Raw genomic sequence first — 24765 nt, forward strand, 5'->3', positions numbered from 1 at the left:
CACCGGGAAGGGGAGTTAGTCAACACTGCCGCCAACGACTAATGCGCTTTAGTGTGTTGTCGCCCGAGTGCTGCGGGAGGGGGATGGAGAGGGGGATGGGGATGCGCCGCACACCGCCCCGCCGTCCGACGATCAAGGACATCGCGCGCCGCGCGGGCGTCTCGGAGAGCGCGGTGTCGTTCGCGCTCAACGGCCGCCCGGGGGTCTCCGAGGCCACGCGCGAGCGCGTGCGCCGGGTCGCCGAGCAACTCGGCTGGCAGCCGAGCACCGCGGCCCGCGCCCTGTCGGGCGAGGGCGCGGCGACGGTGGGGCTCGTCCTGGCCCGGCCCGCCCGCACCCTGGGCGTCGAGTCGTTCTTCCTGCAACTGGTCTCCGGCGTGCAGGAAGCGCTCGCCGCCCGCCGCTTCGGGCTGCTGTTCCAGGTCGTGGAGGACGTCGGCGCCGAGTGCGCGGTCTACCGCCGCTGGTGGGCCGAGCGCCGCGTGGACGGCCTGCTGGTCGTCGACCCGCGCACGGAGGACCCGCGCCCGGGCCTGCTGGACGGGCTGGGCCTGCCCGCGGTGGTCATCGGCGCCCCGGCCGGCACGGCCCCGCCCGGTGCGGCGATCTCCACGGTGTGGGCCGACGACACCGGCGCGATGGCCTCCGTCGTCAGCCACTTGCACACCCTGGGGCACCGGCGCATCACCCACATCGCGGGCCTGCCGGAGCTCGCCCACACCCGGCGCCGGATGGCCTGCCTCCATGCCGAGGCCGCCCGCCGGGGCCTGCCGGACGCCCGCTCGGTGACCACCGACTACTCCGACGCGCAGGGTGCCGAAGCCACCCGCCGCGCCCTGGCCGGCCCCCGCCCGCCCACCGCGATCGTCTACGACAACGACGTGATGGCCGTGGCGGGCCTGGCGGTGGCCGCCGAACGCGGCCTCTCGGTCCCGGCGGACCTGTCGGTCGTGGCGTGGGACGACTCTGCGCTCTGCCGCAACACCCACCCCGCGCTCACGGCCCTCACCCGGGACACCGCCGCCTTCGGCCGGCGCGCGGCGGAACACCTGCTGGCCCTCCTCGACGGCGCCCCGGCCCGCCGGATCCAGGACGCGACCCCCCGCCTCCTCCACCGAGCCTCGACGGCTCCGCCGCCGTCCTGAACACGGATTTCCACACCCCACCCATGACCGTAACTTTGCGTGTTGTGTAAGAAGTGCTCGTACGGGCCGCTGGCGGGGGTGGCGTTGCGGCCGGACCGGGCAGGCGGAACCGTCCACGGAAGTCCGCGGATGGCCCGCAGGTGCTGCTCCGGGTGGCTCCCTGTTTGGCTCCCCGGGAGGTGGGTCAGGGTTATCTCTTGCGTTGGCCGGCGAACACACTGGGGTAGAGCACCGAAGCCCTTCTGGCGGGAGGGAATCTCACTCGCTACTCACGTGTGGGGTGGAACGTGGGCCCGCGCCGCTCTTGTTGGCGGTGCCCGGAGGCCGACGGTACGCAGGCGCCGATCGTGATGCACTGCATCCGTATATTGGGTGGTTATGCGCTTTGTCGGAATCTCGCAAAGTGGTCAGAAAGCGGGGCGGGCGTGAAAAGATGCCCAGGTCGCGAAGCCTGCTCCCCGCGCACGTGGGGATGACCCGCAAGAGCTCTTCGACATCCAGGCCGCCAACGACTGCTCCCCGCTCACGCGGGGGTGGCCCTGCGGCCGAGGATCTCCTCGACACATTCAGCGACTGCCCCCCGCCCCGCGGGGATGGCCCCTTCCGGTGGCAGGCAGCAAAGGAGAGCGGCACCTGCTCCCCGCGCGCGGGGATGAACCCAGTTCTTCCGACTGACGTCGCGGGCGGCACGCCACCCCAGAAATTTCCGGGATGAGCTATGTCTGGTTCCTCTGATGCTCAACGGGAATGGGAGGTGCACCGTTCGGCCCCCTCGGCGGCGGCGAACCCGTAGCCTTCGGTTACATGGAAGTGACAGTTTGGGCTCACGATCTTGCCAAGTCGTTGCTGGCGGAGTCGCTGCCTCGACGTTGGGCGCACTCCTGCGGCGTTCGGAAACGGGCCAGGAGCCTCGCGCCGATCTTGGGGGCCGACAGTGCTCTGCTGGAGGCCGCCGCCGTGCTTCACGACGTCAGCTACTCACCGAAGCTTGTCAAGACGGGGTTTCATCCGTTGGACGGCGCTCGGTTCCTGCGTGATGTCGAGCACGCCGACGAGCGCATTCTGTGCTTGGTCGCCCACCACTCGTATGCGCTGCTGGAGGCGGAAGAACGCGGTCTGCGTGAGGCGCTCGCGGCGGAGTTTGATGTCGAAGAAGCCCACTTGGTAGACGCCCTGGTGTTCTGCGACATGACCACGACACCGGATGGAGGTCGTACCGATCCTGACGACCGCATCGCCGAGATCGTCAGCCGCTACGGTCCGGACAGCGTTGTTGGAAGGTTCATTCGGCGGGCTGAGCCTGAGATTCAGGCTGCTTGCGAGCGCGTCAACCGACGGCTGAGGCAGGCCGGCAGTCCGGGTGTCTGAGGCACCGGGCCCTTTGACCGATCATCCGCGCATGCCAGGATCGGCCTAGGAACGTTCCTAGGCCGCGACAGCGGTTGCGCCGAACACGAGTCGGGGGTGTGCTCAGAGGATGGGGCCGAAGACCGCGCGGGTCGACAAGACGATCCGGGAGTGGATCACGTCAGGGAAGCTCTCGCCCGGGGACAAGTTGCCGTCCGAACGCACGCTGTCGGAACAGCTCGACATCGGGCGCACGGCCCTGCGCCAAGTGCTGGCACGGCTTGTGGCTGAAGGCGTTGTTGAGGTGCGAAACCGCAGCTCGTACCTCGTGCCGTCCCACCGTGCTGCGGGTGGAAGAGTCAGCACGAGCTCACCGGGTCCGCTTGAGTCATGGACGATCCATGGGGAGCGGACGGTCTATGACAATCGCTGGGTGCAGCTCGCGCTCGTCGACGTCGAGCCGCCAGGTGTGGAGCGCTTCGAGCATCACGTCGTCCGGCTGCAGCACGTTGCCATTGCGGCGGTGGTAGACGATCTCGACCGAGTCTTGATGCTCTGGCGGTACCGGTTCGTGCCGGACAAGTGGGGCTGGGAACTCCCCGGTGGCATCGTGGACGCGGGGGAGGAAGCTCTCACAACGGCCATGCGGGAGACTGAAGAAGAGACAGGCTGGCGTCCAGTTCAGCTGGAGCACGTGGTCACGTATCAGCCCATGGTGGGCATGGTGGATTCGCCTCACGAGATCTTTGTGGGGCACGGCGCCGAACACGTTGGCGACCCTACGGATGTGGAAGAAGCCGGCCATGTGACGTGGGTGCCCTTGTCGGACGTCCCGGGTCTCATGGCGCGTGACGAGCTTATGGGCTCCGGAACGCTAGTCGCGTTGCTCCATCTGCTGGCCGATCGTCGGCGGGGTTCTGTCACATCCGCTTCGTGAGCTGCTCGATTCGTCGGCGGTGCCGCACCGAACCGGTGCGGCTCGCCAGCAAGCGAGCTTGCCGCAGGTGCTCCTGCGCCTGGTCGTACTCATCGCGAGCGAGATGCGCTTGAGCGAGGTCACATCGAAGCCCGGCTGCAGCCCGAATGAAGGAAGGGTCGAGCCTTTCCAAGGCTATGTAGAGGCTGCTCACCGCTTCGTCGTCGCCGAGAATCGCGAGCGCATTGCCCCGCCATCGCGTCAAGTGGGCGCCGTTGAGGAAGATGCTCAGCATGTCGGGGTCGCGATCCTCTGTTCCGCCGGGTAAGGCTTCGGCGGCCAGGTCCAGCGACCGTCGGCAGTCGTCGGCCAGGCCTGCTCGTGCGCAGATCTCGGCTTCCGCGGCGTGGAGCCATGCCCGCAGGCGGGGCGACAGCCGGCCGGCGCCCGCACGCCAGGCGTCCCGGACCAGATCGACGGCCAGCTCCGGGCGCCCCGCGTCGCACAGCACGTAAGCCTGCTCTGCCATGGCATGGGCCAGGTACATCGGCTCGTTCGCTTCATGAGCGGCGCGTTTGCCTAGCTCATAGTGCTTCCAAGCCCGCTCCACGGAGCCCACGTCAAGGGCCTGCCATGCGGCAAGCGTCGCAGCGCCGGCCAAGGCCCGTGCTACCGGTTGGCGAGTCTCCGGGAGAACGGCGAAGGTGAGTGCATCTTCGAGTGTCGAGAGATGCCCGGTCATCTGGTCGACGAGGCCACTGGCTCCCATCTGCCTGTCGACCGTCCGGAGTAGCTCCGTCTGTTTCATGAACGTATCGACCATGGTCAAGCTCACGGACCGTGCAGAGTCGATCCGGCTGACCAGGTCGTCGTAGCCACCGACGATCGGCAGGCCCTCCGCGTCACCCGCAGACTGGCCCATCAGCTCGCTGTCGGTGATTCCGAGCAGGCCTCGCAGCACGGCCCCGTACCTCGGTGAGATGCTCCGTCGGCCGTTCTCCCACTCGGATATGTAAACCCGCAGGCTGGCTGTCGATGCCACGTCCGAGAGGTGCCGTTTCGCGTACCGTTCGATCTCTCGGACCAGCCGCTCCTGTGACCAGCCTCGTGCCAACCTGGCCTGTCGAAGCCCCTTGCTCACATTCAACGCCCCCACAACAGCGTCGCGTTGGGTACTGAGCAGCAGCATGCCTCACGTTGCTGCTGATGGGGAGGGGTTAACAGTCGGGTTGTTAAGGCTTGTTGGCTAGCAGCGAGTTGGCCCCTGCGGTTCCCTGGAAGTGCGCCAACGGAGGTGAGTTCGGCGGATGTTCGCTGAACCCCTTGTATCTGATGCGCACCAGGTGCACGCTACTGGTGCGCACCAGACGAGGTGCGAAAGCCCCTGCACGGTTGTGTCGTCAGGGGCCCGGAACCGATGCCGGGAGCGGCGCCCACCGCCAAGTAGATCGCCGCTCCCGCTTCCTCTGAAGAGGAGTTCACAGTGCTTGACCAGCGTACGCCCCTGCCCCGGCGCGAGTCCGCCCCGGTGGCCGCGGATCTCCCCGCGTCTTAGGCAAGGTGGCCAGTTTCCTGGAGATGTTCCCGGGGCTGCCGGCGCCGTCGTTGACGGTGCACTCCGACAGCTTCGATCTGCAGTTCTCGTTCCTGCCGTCCGACGTGCTGTTCCCGTCCGTGGCCCGCGTGGCCAGGGCGTTCGGGACCGAACCGCACTTGAGGCAGATGTCCGACGGGCACTGGCACTTCACGGCCCGCGGCTGCTGGCAGGGGCTGGACGTGACCGTCTTCGCGTCCGTGTCCTTGGCCACCGACGAGGACCGCGTCGGCGGGGCGGTGGCGTGATGCCCGCCGTCCCCGGATTCGACCGTCGTCCGGTGTGCCGGACGATGCCGTGCCCCCGCTGCTGCCGGTCGGTGCAGATCTCGCGGTGCCGGACGGCGGCGCGGGAGCTGTGCGGGGCCTGCGGGTGCGAGTTCTCCCCGCGGTCGCGTGTCGAGCGGGCGGGGGTGCTGCGGTGAGGCGCGTCAGCACGACCGTTCGCGGCTCGTCCCGGCCGCATCTGCGCCTGGCCAAGGGGCCCTGGGTGTCGCCGCACCGCCTCCCTCCGGGTGGACGGCAGGTCCTCGGCGCGGACCTCGCGGTCATCGACCACGCGGCATGCGCCGGGGAAGAGCCCGAGCTGTTCTTCAACGGGGACCCGGGTGCCGTTGCGCTGGCGAAGCGCATCTGCGCCAGGTGTCTCGTCCGTGAGGCTTGCCTGGCCCGTGCGATCGACAACGGCGAGAGGTTCGGCGTGTTCGGCGGCCTGACCGCGGACGAGCGCCAGGACCTCAAGGACAGGAGGGCAGCGGCATGAGTACGCCCTTCCCGCCCCGTGAGCCGCTGCCCGGTGACCACACCCAGGTCCCCGCCGTCTTCGACGCGTTCGGCAACCAGATCTTCCCGCCCCCGGCGCCGCAGGCCACGCCCGCGCATCACTGCGCCGTCTGCCGCTGCGACCACAGCACAGGCCGCCACTCGCGTGAGGTCTCGCGCCTGACGCCGGGTGCGGCCGTGGCCCTGGGCGCCGGCGGTGTGCTGGTGACCGGCGTCGTCCTGGTCGCGCTCCTGCTGTCGGTCGCGGTCGTGGCCGCGTCCGTCGCGGTGGCCGCGCTGTCGCTGGCGGTCGTGGCCGTCGTCCTGCGCTCGCTGCTGAACAGCTCGCAGGACCCGCGGCACACACGCCGCCGCTGACCCTCACTCCTTCTCTCTCTTCCCCTGTGCTGCCGGGTTCCGCCCGGAGGGCTTGGTTCGTGCTGTCCGCACGGGCCCGGCAGCACCCCCGATTCCTTCCGGAGGCTGTGCCTTCATGTCCAAACTCGACGACCTCACGCGCAAGTCCACCGCGCTGCAGCGGGCTCACGACGAGCTCGTGTCCGCCGCCCGCACGGCCGTTGCGGCGTACTGGGACGGCGACGAGCAACCCATGGCCGTGCTCATCGACACCCTCGACGCCCTCGGCGTGCTGCCGGAGTACGCGCCGCAGCTGACCGACCAGGCCCTCGACCTGCTGACCGCCGGCGGCGGTCGCGTGGTGGGGAGGCGGCTCGCGTGAGCGCCCGTACCCGCTGCCGGGTCTGCGGCTGGAGCCGCACCTACCGCAACCAATACGCCGGCCGCCGCGCCACCCGCACCCACACCTGCCCACCCCACCCGGCGAAGGGATTACCGCGATGACCGCCCCGACCTGGCCCGACGGCCGCTTGGTTGCCTTCGACACCGAGACCACAGGCGTCGCCCACGACGCCGATCGCATCATGGCCGCCGCCGTCGTAGAGACCGGCGGCGGGCTGGAGACGAAGGTCAGCGAGTGGCTGATCAACCCGGGCATGGAGATCCCGGAAGCGGCCACTGCGGTGCACGGCATCACCACCGAACGCGCCCGCGCCGAAGGAGCACCGGCCGCGGAGGCGGTCGAGCAGATCACCGCGATGCTCGCGTCGCTGATGGGCGCCGGGCACCCGCTGGTGGTCTTCAACGCCCGCTTCGACCTGACCCTCCTCGACCGCGAATGCCGCCGCCACGACCTGGTGCCCCTGGCCGACCGCCTCCCCGGCGGCCAACTGGCGCGGGTCATAGACCCGCTGGTCATCGACCGGCAGGTCGACCGCTTCCGGTCCGGCTCCCGCAAGCTGCCCGACCTGTGCCGGCACTGGCAGGTACGCCACGACGGCCCGCACACCCCGGCCGCCGACGCACTCGCCGCCGCCCGCCTGGCCTGGCGCATAGGCCATACCTTCCCCCGCCTCGGCGCCATGGACCTCGACGCCTTCCACACCCTGCAGGCCCAGCAGGCCGCGATACAGGCGGCGAACCTGCAGCGATACCTGCGCCGCAACGACCCGGCCGCCTACGTCGAGCCCGCCTGGCCCTGCATCCCCCACACCACCCGCCCGGAAGGAGAACAGGAATGACCAACCCGACCGATCTGGACGTCACCGGGCTGCGTACCGCCGTGGCCAGGGTCCTGCCGCACAAGGCAGCGCACGGCGCCGATCAGCCTCTGGACGGGCTGTTGCTGGACTTCGACGGCGGCCACCTGTACGTGGTGGCGAGCGACCGGTTCACGCTCGCCATCGGCCGCGCGGCAGCCACCCGGCCGACACTCGCGTGGTCGGCGTATCTCGACTCCTCCGAGGTCAGGAACCTCCACCGTTTCCTTGAGCTCACCGACCCGCGCGACCCCGTCTCTATGAGTCGCGATCACGACGAAGACGATGGTCCTGTCCTGCGGCTGCGCGGCCGTCACGGATCTGTGGTGTTGCTCGTCGATGAGCACCCCGGCTTCCCGGACTGGCGCAAGCTCGCAGCCAAGGCCCTGGACAATCCTGCCCTGGACGAGCCCGTGAGCCTCAGTCCCGGCCTGCTCCAGCGCTGGGCTGCAGTAGGGGACTCGGCGACCTTCCGCCTCCGCGGCGCCTGCAATCCGGTGCTCGTGATGGCCGATGACTTCCTCGGCCTGCACGCACCCCGCCGCAACCAGCTCGCCGCCATACCCGGCCCGGACGACTGGCACCAGGCCCTCACCCACCCTCGAAAGGACTCCGGCATGCCCGACACCACCGGCCCGGCCGCGCAGCTGCGGGAGCTGGCCGCCGGCTTCCGCGCCCGCACCGACCAGGCCCGGGCGCAGGCCCGGACTGAACGGGAAGAACGCGAACGGGAGGACATCGCAGCCCGCGCGGCGAAGTGCATGGAACGCCTCTTCCCGCAGACCCTCGGCCTGGTACTGCCCCCGGAGGCGTGGCGCGGTTACCCCGCCGGCCAGGAGAGCACCGCCCCGCTCGCGGTCGCGCACCTGGGCGAGGGGATGTTCGTGACCTACGAGTGCCGACGCGCCGCCACGGACGACCCGTGGAGCGCCAGCACCAGCACCTTCGACGTCGTGGTCGTGCTCATGCCCTGCTCGTGCGGCAACTACGTCGAGTGCATCGTCGACAGCGACTACAGCCTCGCCCTGGCCCTCGACGAAGCCGAGATCATCACCACGTGCCTGAGCATGTGCACCCCCTCCGGCGCGCCCGAGGAGGCCTGACCATGGCCATCCTGCCGCCGCCCACCGGAAGCACCGTGATGGACCCCGTCATCCGCAGCGGCCGCTACCTGGCCGTCGGCACGACCAGCCACCTGCACCTGCGCGGCTGCTGGCACGTGTGGACCACTGACGGCACCTACATCGGCTACGCCACCGACCCGGGCCTGATCACCCTGGTCATCGCCCGCCACGAGAACGGCCACACCCCGTAACACCCGCTGCTCCCGCCCGGCGCGCCGGCCGTCGCGCCCGCGCCGGGCGGGGCCACCACCCTTCCTGCCTCTCCTCCCATGAATGGAGGCCCCTGCTGTGATGCCCGCCCTGACCATCGCGGCGGCGCCCGCGGTGACGGTGTCCATCACCGTGCTCCTGGTCGCGATCGGCATCGCCCTGTGCGTGTGGGTCGGTCACCGCTGGTCGACCCTGCTCGTCGGGCTGCTGATCGGTTTGTTCCTCACGGGCACCGGCTTCGCCGAAGGGGCGAAGAAGGCCGTGACGACCGTAACCACGACCACGCTCAGCGCCCTGTCGGAGGCCGTCCAGTGACCGCCCCTACCGCTCCCGACGACAACAGCGCCGCCGTACGGCGCGACTGGCCGCTCGCGATGGGCATGACCGCAGTCGGCCTGGCCGCTGCCGCATCCTCCTACGCCGCCCTGCAGGACCTCGCCCTGCGGTCGGCCTGGTGGCCGTGGCTGTCCTGGCTGCTGCCGGTGACCGTCGACGCGTACGCGCTGACCGCGGTCCGCGTGTGGCTGAGCCGCTCCACCCGCAGCCACATCGCCCGCAGCTGGGCGAAAGCCAACGCGATCGGCGGCATCGCCCTCTCGGTTGCCGGCAACGCCGTCGACCACGCCGCCGAAGCCGGAGTGATCGCGGTGTCCTGGCCGCTGATCGTCGCGGTATCGGCGATCCCGCCCGTCGTCCTGGGCCTGCTCGTGCACTTGGCACACCTGCGCTACCAGACCCCTGCCGACAGCACCCCCACCGGTGAGAAGCAGCAGCCCGGCCCCGAGAGCGGCCCGGCGCCCCTGCCGTACGGCGGGACGGCATTCCCTGCCGATGACGAGCAGCAGCCCGCAGCGGGAGGGGCACCGGTACACCCAACCCCTGTCCCCGGCCGGTCTCCTGTCGACGCGCGCCCGCCGAAGCAGCGGCGGGGCCGCCAGTCAGCAGCCGGGGGCCGACAGCGGCGGGCCCTGCTGCCCGGCAAGAGCGACGAGGAACTCGTCACGGCCGCCCGTGAACGCATGGCCTCCGGGCACGAACCATCAGCGACCTGGCTGATGAAGACCTTCGGCATCGGCACCGGCAGCGCCGCCCGCATCCGCGACACCGCCCAGCAACTGCCTCGGCTGGCCCCCGTACCCGAGTTGCCGCCCCCGCCCGCCACCGACGAGACAGCCCTGTCCGGCGTTCCTGAACCCGACGAGCCCCCTGCCCCCGATCAGCCTGCCGACGACCGTGAAGAGGAGAAAGCGTCGTGAACGCCTTACAGGCCCTGCCGTTGGCCGCCCCGGTGGCCGGCTGGGCCGCCCACGCCCTCTACCTCGCCCGCCGATTACGCACTGCCCGCACCGATCCGCTGACCGGCCTGATGAGCAGGAGCGCGTTCACCACTCGCGCGCTCCGCGCCATCAGCCACCCGTACGCGGCCGTCCTCCTGCTCGACCTCGACGGCTTCAAGGACGTCAACGACACCTACGGTCACCACGCGGGCGACCAGGCCCTCGCCGCTGTCGGGCACCGCCTCGCCGCCTGGTGTGCCGACCGCCGCGGAATCGCCGCCCGCCTCGGCGGCGACGAGTTCGCTGCCGTCGCCCGCCTCGCCCCGGACGCCGACCTCCACGACGAACTCCTCTACGGGCTCTGGACGCACCTGGCGGCACCGGTCGACACCGGCACCGCCGTGATCCACCCCAGCGCAGCCATCGGCATCTGCCGGGCGACCGACCGCCCCGGCGCCGACCTGTCCGAACTGCTGCGTGGTGCGGACGAGGCGATGTACCGGGCCAAGCGCCTCGGCCACCGCTGGCAGCCGGCCTGCCGCCACGACGTCTACCGCACCGTCAACGGCCGCCGCATCGGCCGCCCCGGCACCGCAGTCCTGCCCCGGGACGCGGGGAAGGTGATCCCGTGACCGGCCCGCGGTACAAGCGCGAGACGACCACTGTCCGCATCCCGCGGCAGCGCCACGCCTGGGGGCGGCGCCAGACCCCGATCGTCCTCGTGGTCCCCGAACAGCCCACCCTCGGCCAGCGCCTGGTCGCAGCCCTTGGACGGGCCGCCTGGAAGCGCCGCCGTGCCGCGCTGCCTCTTCTCGTCGCCGTGACCGGCTTCGCCGCCACCGCGATCGTGCACGCGGCCGCGCCGTGGACCTGGCTTCCCCTCGCCGTGGGCGCGGCCACCTTGCCCGCCTGGCTGGTCTGGGTCCAGCGGCGGCGGCCCGGCACCGACTCCCGCATCCGCACCTGGCGCTACGCCCTGGCAGCCGTGGTCCTCACGGCCGGGGCGTGGGCCGCGGCCTCGGTAGCGGTCGGGCCGACCACCGGCCTGCTCCCGCTGCTGTGGCTGGCGCTCGCCATTGCCATTCCTCTCGTCCGGCGTTCCCTGCGCCGCTCGACGGCCACCGCTTACGTGCATGAACCGAGCGACATTCCCCAGCCTGCTGAGAAGGAGTACGACTCATGACGACCCCGCCCAACGGATCTCGCCCCGCTTCCGGCACGGGTAGCCGCTCCACCGGCAGCCGCTCCACGGGAAGCCGTGCGTCCGGCACCGGCACCGGTCCGGGAACGGGAGGCAACGGCAGCGGCTCCCGGCAGCAGCGGACCACCAGCCGTTCGTACCACTTCCACGTCGGCGGCAGTGGCTCCGGCAACCGCAATGGTTCCGGCAGCCGCAACGGTGGTCGGCACGGGGGAGTGGGGGACGCGAACGCCGGGTTCTTCCGCGACCAGGGCCGCGGGCGCGGTGGCGTGCACAGCCCGCTTGCCGACCCCGAGTTCTTCTCCAACGTCGACATCCGCAACTACTGCGAGAACGGCCGCGGGCTGTTCCTCCAGCTGTCGTTCGAGCTCGCCTCCGCCTCGGAGGTCCTCGAAGCCGTCCTGAAAGAGGTTCCCGATCCCGAGGGCAAGGCTTTCGGGTCGCGGGCGCGGGCCCGGCGGGTGGCCAAGCGGATGAAGAAGGCCGCGGAGGACACGCGCGACACGGCCAAGAACCTGGCCGCTACCTACGCCGCTTTCCAGCGCGAGTTCGATCCCGAACTCGCCCCGTACCGCAGCCGCCAGCGCCCCGGCTGGCGCTTCGACTTCAACGGCTGACCCGCACGTGAAGGAGGCATGAGCCGTGTCCCAGCCCGCACCCGAGCAACTCCACGAGGAGCACCTGCGCTCCGCGCACGGTGGCGGCGGAGTGGTCAAGTACCTGCTGCACCGGGTCAAGCCGCACCTGCCCCCGTGGCTGGTGGGGGCCGGGACCGGCCTGGTCTCCCTGCCCGCGCACTACTACTGGGCCGACAACGCCGCCGCCACCGCCGGACTGACCCTCGCCTCCGTCGCTTTGACCGGCGTCACCTGGTGGGCAGGCAGGAGTACCAGCGCCCAGCGCCGCCTCCACTCCGCCATCACGGTTGCCGCAGGGACGAGCTGGTTCACCGCGGCCGCGATCGCAGGCCCCGCGGCCGGGCCTCTGGGCGGGCTGTACTTCATGGGCGCCCCGGCCGTCGCCCTGTCCTGGAACATCCGCCAGGTCCTGCGCCGCAACCCCGACGCCACGAGCGCAGGCGGCGACGGCGGGCTGCTGGAGAAGGTCGGCCTGGCCAAGACGCAGATCACCCGCTCTGATGTCGCCCCCAATAAGGCCACCTTCGACCTGCAGCTCCCGCGCGGAGAACTTACCCCCGACGACGTCTCCAAGGTCGCGCCGCTGCTCGCCAGCGCCCTGGACGTGCCCAAGACCGCCATCCGCGTCATCCCCGACCCCGACAGCGCCTCCCGTGCCCAGCTCACGGTCGTGCCCCTCGACCTGCTGAAGAACACCGTCCCCTACCCCGGCCCTTCGCACCCCGGCGGCAGCATCGCCGCCCCGGTCGCCGTCGGCATCTACGAGGACGGCACCGTCGCCGTCCTCTACTTCCCCGGCGACCCGGACGCCGCCCGCAACGCCATGCACCTGCTGATCATGGGGATGACAGGCTCGGGCAAGTCCGAGGGAGGCATGACGGCCCTGGCCGAAGTCCTCTCGCGCCGCGACGCCATCGTCTGGGCCTCCGACCCGGCCAAGGCCGAACAGACCCTCGGCCCGCTCCTGCCCGCCATCGACTGGGCCGCACTGGACATGAAGTCCACCAAAGCCATGATCGAAGCCATCAAGGCCGCCATCCCTGCCCGTACGGCATGGCTGGCCAAGTACGGCTACAAACAGTGGGTCCCCGAGTGCGCCGAGACCCAGGCCGACGGCTCCCCAGGCATGCCCTACCTCATCGGCTGGTTCGAGGAAGCCGCCAAGACCATCCGCGAAACCGACGAGGACGTCTTCACCGGCATCGCCCAGGAAGCCCGCTCCGCCGGCGTGACCCTGGTCGTCTCCCTGCAACGCGCCTCCGCCAACCAGGTCTCCACCGACACCCGCGCTTCCCTCGGCTCCTCCTGGTGCTACGGCGTCCGCAACGACCGCGACGCAGGTTTCGCGCTCGACGACGAGGTCCTCGACGCCGGCGCTGCCCCGCACCTGTGGAAGGACAAGAAGCCCGGCTACTGCTACCTCGTCGCCAACGGCATCCCCGAGACCTTCTGGGCCACCCCAGCCCGCTCCTATCTCACCCCACGCGAACACCTCGACTGGGTCGTCCTGACCTTCGCCGAGACCCGCCCCGCACTCGACCCCGTCACCGCCGAAGCCGCGGCCCGCGCCGTCGGCCGCCACTTCACCCAGCGCACCCGCTACCCCCTGCCCGGCACCACCGATGCCCAGCCCAGGGAGACCGCCGTGACCGACAACGACCCCGACTACGAACCCCAGCAGCCGAACGAGGAAGAGAAAGACGACTACGCCGACGAGTACGAGCGGCAGGAAGCGCACGCGACCGCGGTCGCTCCGTTCGACGAGGACGACCAGGATGAGGAGCACGACATCGACCCCGAACGGGAGCTCCCCGAAGCCACCCACGTCGTGCAGTTCGCCGAGCCCCCGCAAGGTCGGCGCCGCGAGCGCATCTCGCCCGCCCGGGCCCGCCAGGTGATGGAAGAGATCCTCGACGAGTTCGAAGCCGAAGGGCGCACGATCGTGGGCCCCAGAGACTTCATGGAGCACTGCGACCGCCACGGCCGCGGCCGCTCGTGGGTCTCCGGCCAGGTCGCCGACTTCATCCTGGCCGGCCGTCTTGCCGAGACCGGGGAGCCCGGCGAGTACCGCATCGTCCGCGACGACCAGGCCGCCTGACGGCCCTGACGCGTCAGACGCGTCTGACACCCCTGACGGCGCCGCGGCCCCTAACGCGCGGGTGACGCGTGCGCGCGACCCCCGTCAGACGCGCCTGACACCCCCGGCCTGACATCCCTGACACCCCCTGGCCCCCGCACTCCAGGAGACGACCACATGTACCCGACAGCCCCCGACCACCCTCCGGCCGCCCCCGCGAAGCTCGCCGCGGCCGCCGCTGCCCGAGGGCTGGCGGTGATCCCCTTGTCCCGTACGAAGATCCCGGCTGTCCGTTCCCCGCACCGTGACGAACCGCGGACCGCACGCCGTTGTCGCGGCGAATGCGGCCGCATCGGACACGGCGTCCACGACGCCACCACCGACCCCGAGGCGATACGAGTCCTGTTCGACGCCGCCCCCTGGGCCACCGGCTACGGCATCGCCTGCGGCCGGCCCCCGCACCACCTCATCGGGCTGGACCTGGACGTGAAGAACGGCGACGACGGACCGGCCGCACTCCAGCAGCTCGCCAACGCTCACGGCTTCGAGGTTCCGCCCACGCCGACTGTCCTGACCCCGAGCGGCGGCCGACACCTGTGGCTCACCGCCCCCGACGGCGCGGTCATCCCGAACTCGGTCGGCCGCCTGGCCCCCGGAATCGACATTCGCGGCACCGGCGGCTACCTCGTCGGCCCAGGCTCCCGCACGCTGCGCGGTACTTACGCCTTTGACCCCACCACGTCCCAATTGCCCGTCGCTCCGGTTCCACCGCCGCTACTGCAACTCCTCCGCCCGGCCGGAGACCACCACAGCGCATCGCCGGTCGCGGTGCCCACGTCCGGCAAGCGGGCCGTCGCCCTGGTCGAGTTCGTACTCGACGCGCCGCCGGGGGAGCGCAACAGCCGTCTGTACTGGGCCGCCTGCCGGGCCCGCGAGTCCACCGATGGGCCGCAGCTGGCCGCCACCCTCATCGAGGCTGCCTGCCACGTTGGCCTGACCGAGGCCGAAGCCCGCGCCACCGTCGCCTCTGCCGCACGCCGCGGCGGCCGGAGCAGCCGGTGACCACGCACGTCAACGGCACCACCCGGACCAGCAGCGCCGACCTGGCCCGGAAACTCCTGGAAAACAACGGCGTCGACCCCGACAAGAAAGGCCCCTCCCAAGCCTCACTGCTGGCCGCCCTCGCCCGCGAACGCTACGAGCTGTTCATGTCCGACGACGGCCGCCCCTACGGCATCCCCGTCGGCGGCCCGAACATCTCCCTCCCTCTGCGTGGCAAAGCGGGCCTGCGCTCGCAGCTCGCGCGCATCTTCGCCGACACCCATCACGGCACCGTCCCCTCACAGTCGGCACTCGCCGACGCCATGACCGTCCTGGAAGGAGTCGCCGCCATGGCCGACCCCCGCACGCCTCAATTACGCGTCGCCCGCCACGACGACCGCATCATCGTCGACCTCGGCACCACCGACGGCCGCTGCATCGCCATCGGCCCCGACGGCTGGCAGCGCCTGTCCGCATCCCCCGTTGTCTTCCGCCGCTCCGGCGCCATGAAGCCCCTGCCCGAACCCGTCCGCGACGGCGACGGCCTCGCCGAGCTCCGCGAGCTGCTCAACATCACCGACGACGGCTTCCGCCTCCTGGCCGCCTGGCTCATCGCCGCCTTCATCCCGGACCTTCCCCACCCGATCCTGACCTTCCGCGGCGAACAAGGCACCGGCAAGTCCTGGAGCGCCGCCATGGTCATCGGCATCGTCGACCCCTCCGGCGCTCCCAAACGCACCGTGCCGCGTGACCTGAAGTCCTGGGCGGTGCAGGCGTTCAACTCCTGGGCCATCTGCCTGGATAACGTCTCGATCGTCCCGGACTGGCTCTCCGACGCACTGTGCCGCGCCGTCACCGGCGACGGCATCGTCGACCGCGCCCTCTACACCGACGACGACGTCGTCGTGCTCGAATTCCGCCGCGTCCTGGCCATGACCACCATCGACGCCGGCGCCCTCGCGGGCGACCTGGCCGAGCGGCTGCTGACCATCGAACTGCAGCTCATCTCCGACCACAAACGCCGCGAGGAAGCCGAACTCAACCGCGCCTACGCCGACGCCCACCCCGCGATCCTCGCCAGCCTCTTCGACCTCCTCGCCCAGGTCGTCAAAGCCCTGCCGAACGTCACTCTCACCGAGAGGCCCCGCATGGCCGACTTCGCCCGCGTCCTGGCCGCCGTCGACAACGTCACCGGCTGGCACACCCTCGACTCCTACCGCGCCACCGCCGCCGACGCAGTTGCCGACGTCCTCGACGGCGAACCCTTCGCCCAGGCCGTCGTCGACCTGGTCGACAAAGCGGGCCCCGACGGCCTGACCCTCACGGCGAGCCAGCTGCTCGAAGCGGTCGAGACCCCCGACAAGCTCCCCAAGAAGTGGCCCAAGGACTCCACCCGCGCCGGCGGCCAGCTCAAGCGCCTCGCCCCCGCGCTACGAACGATCGGCATCGAGGTCGACGACTCCCAGCGCGGACCCAAGCCGAAGAAGCAGCGCCTCTACTGCCTCACCGCATCAGCAGAGAGAAGGTGCGAAACAGCGTTCCCAGCGTCCCCTCAGGGCCCCAAACCGTCCATGACCCGCGGAAAGAGGGGGGACGCTAGCGAAGGGGCCTCAGCGTCCCCCCACCCCGCCGAGGGGGACGCTGACCCCCGCATAGCGTCCCCCCACGCCACCACCTCTGACCTGCATGAACGCGAGAGGGGGGACGCTGGGACCGCTGGGAACGCTGTTTCGCACCTTCTCTCTGGTGACCCCGTCCCCGCTCCGCGGTGCACCGAGTGCGACACCCCCCTCGCCGACTTCCTGATCGCCACTGGCGAGACCACCCATCCCGGCTGCGACCCCGCCCTCACCCGCAGGAGCTGACCCTTGCCCAACCACTTCGGCGCGACCACGACCCCCGCACCGCGCCGCCGCCTGCACAGTGTTGAAGCAGCGGCGGAGATCCTCGGCATCGGCCGCAGCACCACCTACGAAGAGATACGTCTCGGCAGACTCCGCACCGTCCGCCGTGGTCGCCGGCGCCTTGTACCCGCGGAGTACATCGACGATTACGTCGAACTGCTCAAGGCCGAGACGTCCGTCGCCGAGAGCCGCGCATGACCGATCGGCTCGGAAAATCCCGCAAGGCGGGCAACGGTGAAAACTCGATCTACTGGGACAAGTCGAAGGGCCGCTACATAGGCGCGATTTCCCTCGGGTACACGGCTACCGGCAAGCGCCACCGTCCCAAGGTCACAGGCAAGACCAAGACGGAAGTCCGGGACAAACTCAAGGAACTCAAGAAGGAGCTGGACGCAGGCGTCAAGTCGTCCGCGCGGTACACCGTCGGTCAGGCGGTGGAGGCATGGTTCACGTCAGGCCTGAAGGGGCGTGCAGAAGGAACCCTCACGACGTACCGCAGCCTCGCGAACAACCACGTCATTGCGGACCTGGGTAGCGCCAAGCTGCGCGACCTGGAGGCCGACGACTTGGACGAGTGGCTTGACGTGAAGGCGGAGATCCTCGCGGACCAGTCACTGAAGATCGTGCTCTCGATCCTTCGCCGCTCCATCAGCCATGCACAACGCAGGAAGCGGGTGCGGCGGAACGTGGCGGAACTCGTCGAACTGCCCGACGGACGCCCAGGCCGCCCGAGCAAGTCGCTCAGCCTCGAACAAGCAGAGATGGTTCTCGGCGCCTGCAAGGGCAGCTGGATTCACGCTTACGTTGTCCTGGCACTGCTCGTCGGCGTGCGCACGGAAGAAGAACGGCCGCTCACCTGGCGGCACGTGCACTTCGCCGGCGCTGACGGGTCCTGGCCCTATGTCGAGGTCTGGCGATCGGTTCGCCGGCATGGGGAGACGAAGACGAGGAAGAGCCGCCGATCCCTCCGCATGCCCCGCCAGGTCGAGGCGGTGATGCGGGCCTACAAGCAACAGCAGATGCAGGCCCATGGGGACGACTCGACGTGGAGTGACGACAGGCTTGTCTTCCCCGGAGACGCGGGAGAGCAGCGCGACGCGGTGGACGTGCTCCGTCACTTCAGGACCTTGTTGGGAGAAGCGGGGTTCGAGAACCCCAAGGCATGGACGACGCGCGAACTGCGGACGAGCTTCGTGTCCCTGCTGTCGGACCACGGCATGCCGATCGAGGAGGTCGCCCGCGTCCTCGGCCATGACGGCACCGCCACGACGGAGAAGGTGTACCGGAAGCAATTGCGCCCCGTGATTACGTCCGGCGCGGAGGTCATGGACGAGATCTTCGGCGACGGTTCAGCCTGATCCGGATGTCCCTAGGGCAGGGCAGCCAACAGCCAGTGGCTCCCGGATTGGCTCCCTGCCCCCACCTATCCGCCCCCGCCCCACGCCCCTGACCTGGGCTCCTCCGACCCCGCCCCATAACCGTAACTTTGCGTGTTGTTTAATTGCGACTGGTTCGCAAAAGCAAGTGACTAAGCACAAGTACTGAGCAGAGGTGTGGGGCATGACGGCCCGGTCCGTACGGGGAGTGGCCGCCACGGCCATGGCAGGCGTTCTCGTGGCAGGCGCGGCGGCCTGTTCGGCACCCGGTGGGGGCGGCGGCGCCAAGGGCGCCAAGGACTCCCTGGTCGTCGGCCTGGCCAATGAGCCCGAGACGCTCAGCCCGCTCCTCGGCTACGGCAAGGACGGCAACTCCAAGATCTTCGACGGGCTGCTCCGCCGCGACGCGTCCATGAAGCTCCGGCCGGCCCTCGCCGCCGAGCTGCCGAAGGTCACCGACGACGGCCGTACGTACACCTTCACCCTCCGCAAAGGCGTGACGTTCAGCGACGGCAAGCCGTTCACCGCCCAGGACGTGGTCTTCACCTACCGCACCATCCTGGACGAGAAGACCAACAACGCCGCCAAGGGCGAGCTCGACGCCATCGACAAGGTCACCGCCGCCGGTGACGACACCGTCGTCTTCGCGCTCAAGTACCCCTACGCGCCCTTCGCCGAGCGCACCGTGCTGCCCATCGTCCCCGAGCACGTGGCCAAGGGGCAGGACGTCAACTCCGGTTCCTTCAACACCGCCCCCATCGGCACGGGCCCGTACGTCCTGACCGGCTGGAGCAAGGGCGAGAAGCTGACCTTCAAGGCCAACCCCGGCTACTGGGGCGGTGAGCCGAAGGTCAAGAAGCTCACGATGGCGATCGTCAAGGACGACGACGTGCGCGCCACCCGGCTGCGCTCCGGCGACCTCGACGGCGCCATCCTGCCGCCCAACCTCGCCAAGGGCTTCAAGGGCGACAAGTCCAAGGTGACCGTCACCGCCCGCACCACCGACTTCCGCGGCGTGACCCTGCCCACCGCGAACAAGGTCACCGGCGACCTCGCCGTGCGCCGCGCCCTCGACCTCGCCGTCGACCGCAAGGCCATGGTCGACAAGCTCCTCGAAGGCGCCGGCCGCGCCGGCTACGGCCCCGTCCCCACCGACAGCGACTGGTTCGCCAAGGGCACCGAGCGCCCGTACGACCCGGACAAGGCGAAGAAGCTCCTCGACGACGCCGGCTGGCGGCCCGGCGGGGACGGCATCCGGGAGAAGGACGGGCAGCGCGCCTCCTTCACCCTCTGGTTCCCCGCCGGTGACAAGCTCCGCGAGGAGCACGCCCTCGCCTTCGCCTCGGACGCCAAGAAGGCCGGCATCGAGGCCAAGGTGCAGAGCGGCACCTGGGAGGTCATCGAGCCGCGCATGAAGAACGACGCGGTCCTCGCCGGCGACGGCAACCCCGCCGACCCCGACTTCGACCTCTACAACCTGCTGCACTCCTCCCTGGCCCTCAACGGCTTCAACAACATGGCCGCCTACAGCAACCCCGACGTCGACAAGGCCCTGGAGGAGGGCCGGCGCAGCGGGGACAAGGCCGCCCGCAAGGCCGCCTACGACAAGGTCCAGCAGGGCCTCGCCGACAACCCCGGCTACACCTTCCTCACCCACGTCGACCACCTCTACGTCGTGAACGACGAGTGGAAGGACCTCTCCACCCAGGTCGAGCCGCACGACCACGGCCTCGGCGCCGGTCCCTGGTGGAACGTCGAGGACTGGCAGCCGAAGCAGTGACCCGCAGCACCACCGGGCTCCCGTGGGGGCCCATGGCACGCATGGCGGGGCGGCGGCTGCTGGCCGCCGTCCCCGTCCTCGCGGCCGTGACCTTCGGGGTCTTCGCCCTCGCCGCCGCCTCGCCCTTCGACCCGGCGAAGGCGTACGCGGGCAGCGCCGGGCTCGGCGCCCGCCAGGACGTCCTCGATCAGCTGCGCGACAACCTCGGCGCCGACCGGTCCTTCACCGCCCGCTGGTGGGACTGGCTGACCTCGGCCCTCACCGGCGACCTCGGCGTCTCCGCCTCGCTCCGCCAGCCCGTCGCCCAGGTCATCGGCGAACGCATCGGCTGGTCCGTCCTGCTGTGCGGCATCGCCTTCGCCCTGGCCGTCACCGCCGGCACGGCGCTCGGCGTCCTCGCGGCGCGCCGCCGCGGCGGCCTGTTCGACCGGGCCGTGACCTCGCTCGCGTACGCGCTCGAAGCGGCCCCGCCGTTCTGGCTCGGCCTCCTCGCCATCTGGCTCTTCGCCCTCAAGCTCGACGCCCTGCCCGCCGGCGGCCTCACCGACACCGGCAGCGACGTCGCCACGCCCGGCCAGATCGCCTCCCACGTCGTCCTGCCCGCGGCGGTGCTCGCCGTCTCCCAGCTGCCCTGGTTCGTGCTGTACGTGCGTCAGGGCGTCGGTGACGCCCTCGCCGAGGACCCCGTGCGCGGCGCCCGCGCCCGCGGCCTGCGCGAACGCACCGTCCTGCTCGGCCACGCCCTGCGCTCGGGCCTGCTGCCCGTCCTGACCCTCGCCGGCTCCCGCGTCCCCGAACTCATCACGGGCGCCCTGCTGGTGGAGACCGTCTTCAGCTGGCCCGGCATCGCCTCCGCGACCGTGGAGGCCGCGACCAAGGTCGACTTCCCGCTGCTCGCCGCCCTGACCGTGCTCGCGACGGCCGCCGTGCTCGTGGGCAACCTGCTGTCCGACCTGCTGTACGGCCTGGCGGATCCGAGGGTGGGCTTCGATGGCTGACCGCGTGCGCACCGGCGTCTCCGCGGCGGTCACGGCGGCCGTCGTCCTCGCGGTGCTGGCCGTGCCGTTCGCCGTCCCCCTCGACGAACAGGCCGTCGACTTGGCCGCAAAGCTTCAGGCGCCCTCCTGGGCGCACCCCTTCGGCACCGACGAAGTGGGCCGCGACCTGCTGCTGCGCAGCGTCTACGGGCTCCGCGTCTCCCTCTTCGTCGGCGTCGCGGCGGCCCTCGCCGCCACCGTGATCGGCACGGCCGTCGGGGCGGCGGCGGGTGCGCTCGGCGGCTGGGCGGACCGGATCCTGATGCGGATCGTCGACCTCTTCTCGTCCGTGCCGCACCTGCTGCTCGGCATCTTCGTCGTCACGATGTTCCGCCCGGGCATCTGGCCCGTGGTCGCCTCCGTCGTCGTCACGCACTGGCTGTCGACGGCCCGGATCGTACGGGCCGAGGTGCTGTCCCTGCGCTCGCGCCCGTACGTCGACGCGGCGGTGTCCGGCGGCGCGTCACGCCTGCGGGTGACCGTCCGCCACCTGCTCCCCGCCGTCCTGCCGCAGGCCGGTCTCGCGGCGGTGCTGATGATCCCGCACGCCATCTGGCACGAGTCCGCCCTGTCCTTCCTGGGCCTGGGCCTGCCCACGCACCAGGCGAGCCTCGGCAACATGGTCCAGAGCGCGCGCGGCTCCCTCCTGGCGGGCGACTGGTGGCCGACGCTCTTCCCCGGGCTGTTCATCATCGTCCCCACCCTGGCCGTGGCCGGCCTGGCGGGCGCGTGGCGCGAGCGGCTCAACCCCAGGCGCCGATCGGAGCTAACGCTGTGAGCCCCGTACTGCCGGGCCCCGCACGGCCCGGTCCCGTATCGCCCGGCCCCGTATCGCCCGGCCCTGTATCGCCCGGTCCCGTGTCGCCCGGTCCCGTGTCGTCCGGTCCCGTCCTGTCCGTACGGAACCTCTCCGTACGGTTCCGGATGCGCGGCGGGCGGCGGATCGCCGCCGTCACCGACGCCTCGTTCGAGCTCGGCCCCGGCGAATGCCTGGCCCTCATCGGCGAGAGCGGCTGCGGCAAGTCCGTCCTGGCCTCGGCGCTCCTCGGCCTCCTGCCCGGGAACGCCCGGACCGACGGCAGGGCCCTCCTCGGCGACCTGGACCTGCTCACCGCCGGCGAGCGCACCCTCGCCCGCACCGTACGCGGCCGCCGCATCGGCCTCGTACCGCAGAGCCCCTCCGCGCACCTCACTCCCGTCCGCACCGTGCGCTCCCAGCTGGAGGAGACCGTCCGGGAGCTGACGGGCGTCCCGAAGACCGGGCTGCGGGCAGCGGCCGAAGCCGCCGCCGAGCGGGCGGCCTTCCCCGCCACCCACCTGGACCGCCACCCCCACCAGCTCTCCGGCGGCCTCGCCCAGCGCGCGGCCACCGCCCTCGCCCTCGTCGGCGACGCCCCGCTCCTGCTCGCCGACGAGCCGACGACCGGCCTCGACCGCGAGCTCGTCGACCGCACGGTGGACGAACTGCGGCGGCACGCCGACGCCGGCCGCGCCCTGCTGATGATCACCCACGACCTCGCGGCGGCCCGGCGCATCGCCGACCGCGTCGCCGTCATGTACGCGGGCCGCATTGTGGAAATCTCCGACGCTCCCGCCTTCTTCGGCGAGCCGGGCCCCCGCCACCCCTATGCCCGCGCCCTGCTCGACGCCCTCCCCGAGCGCGCCTTCACCCCGATCCCCGGCATGCCCCCCGAACTCGGCGACCTGCCGCCCGGCTGTGCCTTCGCCGCCCGCTGCACACGAGCGAGCGCCCGCTGCGGGACGCTCCCCGTGACCGTCGACGGCGTCGCCTGCCACCACCCGGAGGAGGACTCGCGTGCTTGAGCTGAGCCGCATCACCGCGGGGTACGACCCGCGCAGGCCCGTCGTCCGCGGCGTCTCCCTGACGATCGGGTCCGGCAGGGCCGTCGGCCTGCTCGGCCCGAGCGGCTGCGGCAAGTCCACCCTCGCCCGGGTGGCCGCCCTGCTGCACCGGCCGGAGTCCGGCACGGTCGTCGTCGACGGCGTCCGCGTCCGCGGCGCGCGCCACCGCGCCACGCGCGAGCAGCGCACGGCCTTCGGCGTGGTCTTCCAGCAGCCCCGGCTCGCCGCGGACCCGCGCATGCGCCTCACCGACCTGATCGCGGAACCGCTGCGGGCGACCGGCCGGCGAGGCGAGGCGGCAGCGGCGGTGGCCGCACTGGCCGAGCGCGTCGGGCTCTCCGGGGAACTCCTCAGGCGGCGGCCGCACGAGGTCAGCGACGGCCAGCTGCAGCGCGCCTGCCTGGCCAGGGCGCTCGTCCTGCGCCCGCGCTGGCTGGTCTGCGACGAGATGACGGCGATGCTGGACGCGTCGACGACGGCCGCTCTCGTGGCGGTCGTGGAGGACTACCGGGCCGAGAGCGGCGCGGGACTGCTGGCGGTGGGACACGACAAGGTGCTGCTGGACCGCTGGTGCGACGAGACGGTGCACTGGGACGAACTGGTGCGGCAGCCGGACGATCCGGGCCCGCGGCCGGACGAGCTGGTGCAGCAGCCGGACGAGCCGGGCCCGCAGCCGAACTAACCGGGCCCTCAACCGAACCAGCCGGCCCGCAGTCAAAGCAGCCGGGTAGCCGACCAAACTGCCCGGGTCCGCAGCCGAACCAGCCGGGTACCTGGCCAACCAGCCGGGCCGCAGCCGAACCAGTCGGGTAACCAACCAACCGGGTCCGCAACCCAATCAGCCCGTCCGGCGATTGAGGACCGGGGCCCGGGGCGGAGCCCCGAAACCTAGTGCTCGCTGCCCACGAGCTCACGCTCGACGACCGGCTCCGCCGACCGAGGGGAAGCCTTCCGTACCGCGGCGACGGCAACGCCGGCCAGTACCAGCAGCCCCCCGCCGGCCGCGTTGAGCGACGGCAGGTTCCCCAGGAACAGCGCGTCCAGCAGCAGCGCAGCGACCGGCACCGCGTACAGCACCAGCGACGCCGTCGACGCCGTCGTGGCCCGCAGCGTCCGCGACCAGGTCCAGAAGGCCATCGCCGTGCAGCCCACGCCCAGCCACAGCACGGCCAGCGTGCGGTGCCCGTCGGCCGCCGCGATCTGCCCCACCGCTCCGGGGGCCAGCGGCAGCAGCGGCAGCATGCCGAACAGGCTGCCGTAGAAGACGCATTCCGCGCCCGAGTACTTCTTCAGCAGCGGCTTCTGCAGCGCGAACGAGGTCGCCTGCGTGGCGGCGGCGCCCAGCACCATGAGCGCGCCCATGAGCGAACCGCTCCCGCCGCCCGAGGTGACGGCGACGGTGAGCGCACCGGTGAGCGCCACGGCGAGGCCGGCGAGGCCCCGCCGGCCCGGCCGGTCGCCCAGGAAGGCCATGCCGAGCACGGTGGTGAAGACCGGGGAGGCGGCGATCAGCATGGCCGCGGTGCCCGCGTCCACGCTCTGCTCGCCGGCGCACAGCAGCACCTGATAGGCCGTCATCCCGGTGAGGCCGAAGGCCGCCATGCGCAGTGCGTCGGCGCGCCGCAGCCGGCCGATGCGCCCGAGGAACAGGCACGGCAGGAGAAGGGCGACGGTGATGGCCATGCGCAGGAGCGCGACGGAGGCCGGGGAGTAGTCCGGCAGCGCCACCTGGATGGCGGTGAACGCGGAACCCCACAGCAGCGCGGTCGCCGCCATCGGTGCCCACGGAATTCTGGTGCGCTGTGCCGAGGTCATATCGGCAAGCTAACAACCGCCGATCTATAAGGCAAATAAAGAA

At 71.2% G+C, this 24765-nt stretch carries 27 protein-coding genes; 25 read left to right on the top strand and 2 right to left on the bottom strand.

Annotation, left to right across the window (positions count from 1 at the left end):
* Positions 1-95 precede the first annotated feature (95 nt).
* The 3 genes from ACOTKD_RS23240 (at position 96) to ACOTKD_RS23250 (ending at position 3429) form a co-directional block, all read left to right on the top strand.
* A complete protein-coding gene (locus tag ACOTKD_RS23240; RefSeq protein WP_424890932.1) occupies positions 96-1145 on the top strand; it encodes a LacI family DNA-binding transcriptional regulator in 1050 nt (349 codons plus the stop codon).
* Positions 1146-1949: 804 nt separating this feature from the next.
* Positions 1950-2513, top strand: a complete 564-nt coding sequence (locus tag ACOTKD_RS23245) for an HD domain-containing protein (protein ID WP_424890933.1) — start codon at positions 1950-1952, stop codon at positions 2511-2513.
* Positions 2514-2622: 109 nt separating this feature from the next.
* Positions 2623-3429, top strand: coding sequence for a GntR family transcriptional regulator (locus tag ACOTKD_RS23250; protein ID WP_424890934.1), 807 nt, complete (start codon positions 2623-2625; stop codon positions 3427-3429).
* Here the strand turns inward: ACOTKD_RS23250 and ACOTKD_RS23255 are convergent.
* Positions 3413-4549, bottom strand: coding sequence for an XRE family transcriptional regulator (locus tag ACOTKD_RS23255; protein WP_424891064.1), 1137 nt, complete (start codon positions 4547-4549; stop codon positions 3413-3415). The genes ACOTKD_RS23250 and ACOTKD_RS23255 overlap by 17 nt on opposite strands.
* Before the next feature lie 419 nt (positions 4550-4968).
* Between ACOTKD_RS23255 and ACOTKD_RS23260 the strand changes: the two genes are divergently transcribed.
* The 22 genes from ACOTKD_RS23260 to ACOTKD_RS23365 all read left to right on the top strand — a co-directional run bounded on the left by ACOTKD_RS23260 (position 4969) and on the right by ACOTKD_RS23365 (position 23589).
* Entirely contained in the window at positions 4969-5250 is a 282-nt protein-coding gene (locus ACOTKD_RS23260; protein ID WP_424890935.1) for a hypothetical protein, read from the top strand.
* A 172-nt stretch (positions 5251-5422) separates the two neighbouring features.
* Positions 5423-5764 (top strand): WhiB family transcriptional regulator, encoded by a 342-nt coding sequence (locus ACOTKD_RS23265; RefSeq protein ID WP_424890936.1) that lies wholly within the window; start codon positions 5423-5425, stop codon positions 5762-5764.
* Positions 5761-6141, top strand: coding sequence for a hypothetical protein (locus tag ACOTKD_RS23270; protein WP_424890937.1), 381 nt, complete (start codon positions 5761-5763; stop codon positions 6139-6141). The genes ACOTKD_RS23265 and ACOTKD_RS23270 overlap by 4 nt, the downstream gene beginning before the upstream one ends.
* A 115-nt stretch (positions 6142-6256) precedes the next feature.
* Complete coding sequence (locus ACOTKD_RS23275; protein ID WP_424890938.1) at positions 6257-6502, top strand: hypothetical protein; 246 nt, start codon at positions 6257-6259, stop codon at positions 6500-6502.
* Between the two features lie 118 nt (positions 6503-6620).
* Complete coding sequence (locus ACOTKD_RS23280; protein WP_424890939.1) at positions 6621-7361, top strand: exonuclease domain-containing protein; 741 nt, start codon at positions 6621-6623, stop codon at positions 7359-7361.
* A complete protein-coding gene (locus ACOTKD_RS23285) occupies positions 7358-8482 on the top strand; it encodes a hypothetical protein (RefSeq protein ID WP_424890940.1) in 1125 nt (374 codons plus the stop codon). Before ACOTKD_RS23280 ends, ACOTKD_RS23285 begins: the two co-directional genes overlap by 4 nt.
* A 2-nt stretch (positions 8483-8484) precedes the next feature.
* Positions 8485-8694 (top strand): hypothetical protein, encoded by a 210-nt coding sequence (locus tag ACOTKD_RS23290; RefSeq protein WP_424890941.1) that lies wholly within the window; start codon positions 8485-8487, stop codon positions 8692-8694.
* Positions 8695-8776: 82 nt separating this feature from the next.
* The gene (locus tag ACOTKD_RS23295) at positions 8777-9028 is read left to right on the top strand and encodes a hypothetical protein (RefSeq protein ID WP_424890942.1); all 252 of its coding nucleotides are present in this window, start codon (positions 8777-8779) and stop codon (positions 9026-9028) included.
* Positions 9025-9969 carry a DUF2637 domain-containing protein gene (locus tag ACOTKD_RS23300; protein ID WP_424890943.1) on the top strand — a complete coding sequence of 315 codons (945 nt, stop codon included), beginning with the start codon at positions 9025-9027 and terminating at the stop codon, positions 9967-9969. The genes ACOTKD_RS23295 and ACOTKD_RS23300 overlap by 4 nt, the downstream gene beginning before the upstream one ends.
* Positions 9966-10622 (top strand): GGDEF domain-containing protein, encoded by a 657-nt coding sequence (locus tag ACOTKD_RS23305; protein ID WP_424890944.1) that lies wholly within the window; start codon positions 9966-9968, stop codon positions 10620-10622. Before ACOTKD_RS23300 ends, ACOTKD_RS23305 begins: the two co-directional genes overlap by 4 nt.
* A complete protein-coding gene (locus ACOTKD_RS23310) occupies positions 10619-11173 on the top strand; it encodes a hypothetical protein (protein ID WP_424890945.1) in 555 nt (184 codons plus the stop codon). The genes ACOTKD_RS23305 and ACOTKD_RS23310 overlap by 4 nt, the downstream gene beginning before the upstream one ends.
* Entirely contained in the window at positions 11170-11808 is a 639-nt protein-coding gene (gene traA, locus ACOTKD_RS23315; protein WP_424890946.1) for a plasmid transfer protein TraA, read from the top strand. Before ACOTKD_RS23310 ends, traA begins: the two co-directional genes overlap by 4 nt.
* Before the next feature lie 25 nt (positions 11809-11833).
* Entirely contained in the window at positions 11834-13927 is a 2094-nt protein-coding gene (traB, locus tag ACOTKD_RS23320; RefSeq protein ID WP_424890947.1) for a plasmid transfer protein TraB, read from the top strand.
* Between the two features lie 156 nt (positions 13928-14083).
* Positions 14084-14968 carry a bifunctional DNA primase/polymerase gene (locus ACOTKD_RS23325; protein ID WP_424890948.1) on the top strand — a complete coding sequence of 295 codons (885 nt, stop codon included), beginning with the start codon at positions 14084-14086 and terminating at the stop codon, positions 14966-14968.
* Complete coding sequence (locus ACOTKD_RS23330; protein WP_424890950.1) at positions 14965-16812, top strand: ATP-binding protein; 1848 nt, start codon at positions 14965-14967, stop codon at positions 16810-16812. Before ACOTKD_RS23325 ends, ACOTKD_RS23330 begins: the two co-directional genes overlap by 4 nt.
* A gap of 3 nt (positions 16813-16815) precedes the next feature.
* Positions 16816-17049 (top strand): helix-turn-helix domain-containing protein, encoded by a 234-nt coding sequence (locus ACOTKD_RS23335; protein ID WP_424890951.1) that lies wholly within the window; start codon positions 16816-16818, stop codon positions 17047-17049.
* On the top strand, positions 17046-18209 hold the full coding sequence (locus ACOTKD_RS23340; protein ID WP_424890952.1) for a site-specific integrase: 1164 nt from the start codon (positions 17046-17048) through the stop codon (positions 18207-18209). Before ACOTKD_RS23335 ends, ACOTKD_RS23340 begins: the two co-directional genes overlap by 4 nt.
* Before the next feature lie 202 nt (positions 18210-18411).
* Positions 18412-20007, top strand: a complete 1596-nt coding sequence (locus ACOTKD_RS23345; RefSeq protein ID WP_424890953.1) for an ABC transporter substrate-binding protein — start codon at positions 18412-18414, stop codon at positions 20005-20007.
* A gap of 41 nt (positions 20008-20048) precedes the next feature.
* The gene (locus tag ACOTKD_RS23350) at positions 20049-21005 is read left to right on the top strand and encodes an ABC transporter permease (RefSeq protein ID WP_424891066.1); all 957 of its coding nucleotides are present in this window, start codon (positions 20049-20051) and stop codon (positions 21003-21005) included.
* Positions 20998-21822, top strand: a complete 825-nt coding sequence (locus ACOTKD_RS23355) for an ABC transporter permease (RefSeq protein WP_424890954.1) — start codon at positions 20998-21000, stop codon at positions 21820-21822. The genes ACOTKD_RS23350 and ACOTKD_RS23355 overlap by 8 nt, the downstream gene beginning before the upstream one ends.
* A 146-nt stretch (positions 21823-21968) precedes the next feature.
* Positions 21969-22868 (top strand): ABC transporter ATP-binding protein, encoded by a 900-nt coding sequence (locus tag ACOTKD_RS23360; RefSeq protein WP_424891067.1) that lies wholly within the window; start codon positions 21969-21971, stop codon positions 22866-22868.
* On the top strand, positions 22861-23589 hold the full coding sequence (locus ACOTKD_RS23365) for an ABC transporter ATP-binding protein (RefSeq protein WP_424890955.1): 729 nt from the start codon (positions 22861-22863) through the stop codon (positions 23587-23589). The genes ACOTKD_RS23360 and ACOTKD_RS23365 overlap by 8 nt, the downstream gene beginning before the upstream one ends.
* Positions 23590-23795: 206 nt before the next feature.
* Here ACOTKD_RS23365 and ACOTKD_RS23370 read toward each other — a convergent pair whose 3' ends face one another.
* Positions 23796-24722, bottom strand: a complete 927-nt coding sequence (locus ACOTKD_RS23370) for a DMT family transporter (protein ID WP_424890956.1) — start codon at positions 24720-24722, stop codon at positions 23796-23798.
* Between the last annotated feature and the right edge of the window lie 43 nt (positions 24723-24765).

Source organism: Streptomyces sp. XH2, from assembly GCF_049725035.1.
GTDB lineage: Bacteria > Actinomycetota > Actinomycetes > Streptomycetales > Streptomycetaceae > Streptomyces > Streptomyces roseoverticillatus.

Coding starts and splice junctions, on each gene's coding strand:
- ACOTKD_RS23240 (WP_424890932.1), top strand. CDS start 96: ATGGGGATGCGCCGCACACCGCCCCGCCGTCCGACGATCAAGGACATC.
- ACOTKD_RS23245 (WP_424890933.1), top strand. CDS start 1,950: ATGGAAGTGACAGTTTGGGCTCACGATCTTGCCAAGTCGTTGCTGGCG.
- ACOTKD_RS23250 (WP_424890934.1), top strand. CDS start 2,623: ATGGGGCCGAAGACCGCGCGGGTCGACAAGACGATCCGGGAGTGGATC.
- ACOTKD_RS23270 (WP_424890937.1), top strand. CDS start 5,761: ATGAGTACGCCCTTCCCGCCCCGTGAGCCGCTGCCCGGTGACCACACC.
- ACOTKD_RS23275 (WP_424890938.1), top strand. CDS start 6,257: ATGTCCAAACTCGACGACCTCACGCGCAAGTCCACCGCGCTGCAGCGG.
- ACOTKD_RS23280 (WP_424890939.1), top strand. CDS start 6,621: ATGACCGCCCCGACCTGGCCCGACGGCCGCTTGGTTGCCTTCGACACC.
- ACOTKD_RS23285 (WP_424890940.1), top strand. CDS start 7,358: ATGACCAACCCGACCGATCTGGACGTCACCGGGCTGCGTACCGCCGTG.
- ACOTKD_RS23290 (WP_424890941.1), top strand. CDS start 8,485: ATGGCCATCCTGCCGCCGCCCACCGGAAGCACCGTGATGGACCCCGTC.
- ACOTKD_RS23295 (WP_424890942.1), top strand. CDS start 8,777: ATGGAGGCCCCTGCTGTGATGCCCGCCCTGACCATCGCGGCGGCGCCC.
- traA (WP_424890946.1), top strand. CDS start 11,170: ATGACGACCCCGCCCAACGGATCTCGCCCCGCTTCCGGCACGGGTAGC.
- ACOTKD_RS23325 (WP_424890948.1), top strand. CDS start 14,084: ATGTACCCGACAGCCCCCGACCACCCTCCGGCCGCCCCCGCGAAGCTC.
- ACOTKD_RS23340 (WP_424890952.1), top strand. CDS start 17,046: ATGACCGATCGGCTCGGAAAATCCCGCAAGGCGGGCAACGGTGAAAAC.
- ACOTKD_RS23345 (WP_424890953.1), top strand. CDS start 18,412: ATGACGGCCCGGTCCGTACGGGGAGTGGCCGCCACGGCCATGGCAGGC.
- ACOTKD_RS23350 (WP_424891066.1), top strand. CDS start 20,049: ATGGCGGGGCGGCGGCTGCTGGCCGCCGTCCCCGTCCTCGCGGCCGTG.
- ACOTKD_RS23355 (WP_424890954.1), top strand. CDS start 20,998: ATGGCTGACCGCGTGCGCACCGGCGTCTCCGCGGCGGTCACGGCGGCC.
- ACOTKD_RS23360 (WP_424891067.1), top strand. CDS start 21,969: ATGCGCGGCGGGCGGCGGATCGCCGCCGTCACCGACGCCTCGTTCGAG.
- ACOTKD_RS23370 (WP_424890956.1), bottom strand. CDS start 24,722: ATGACCTCGGCACAGCGCACCAGAATTCCGTGGGCACCGATGGCGGCG.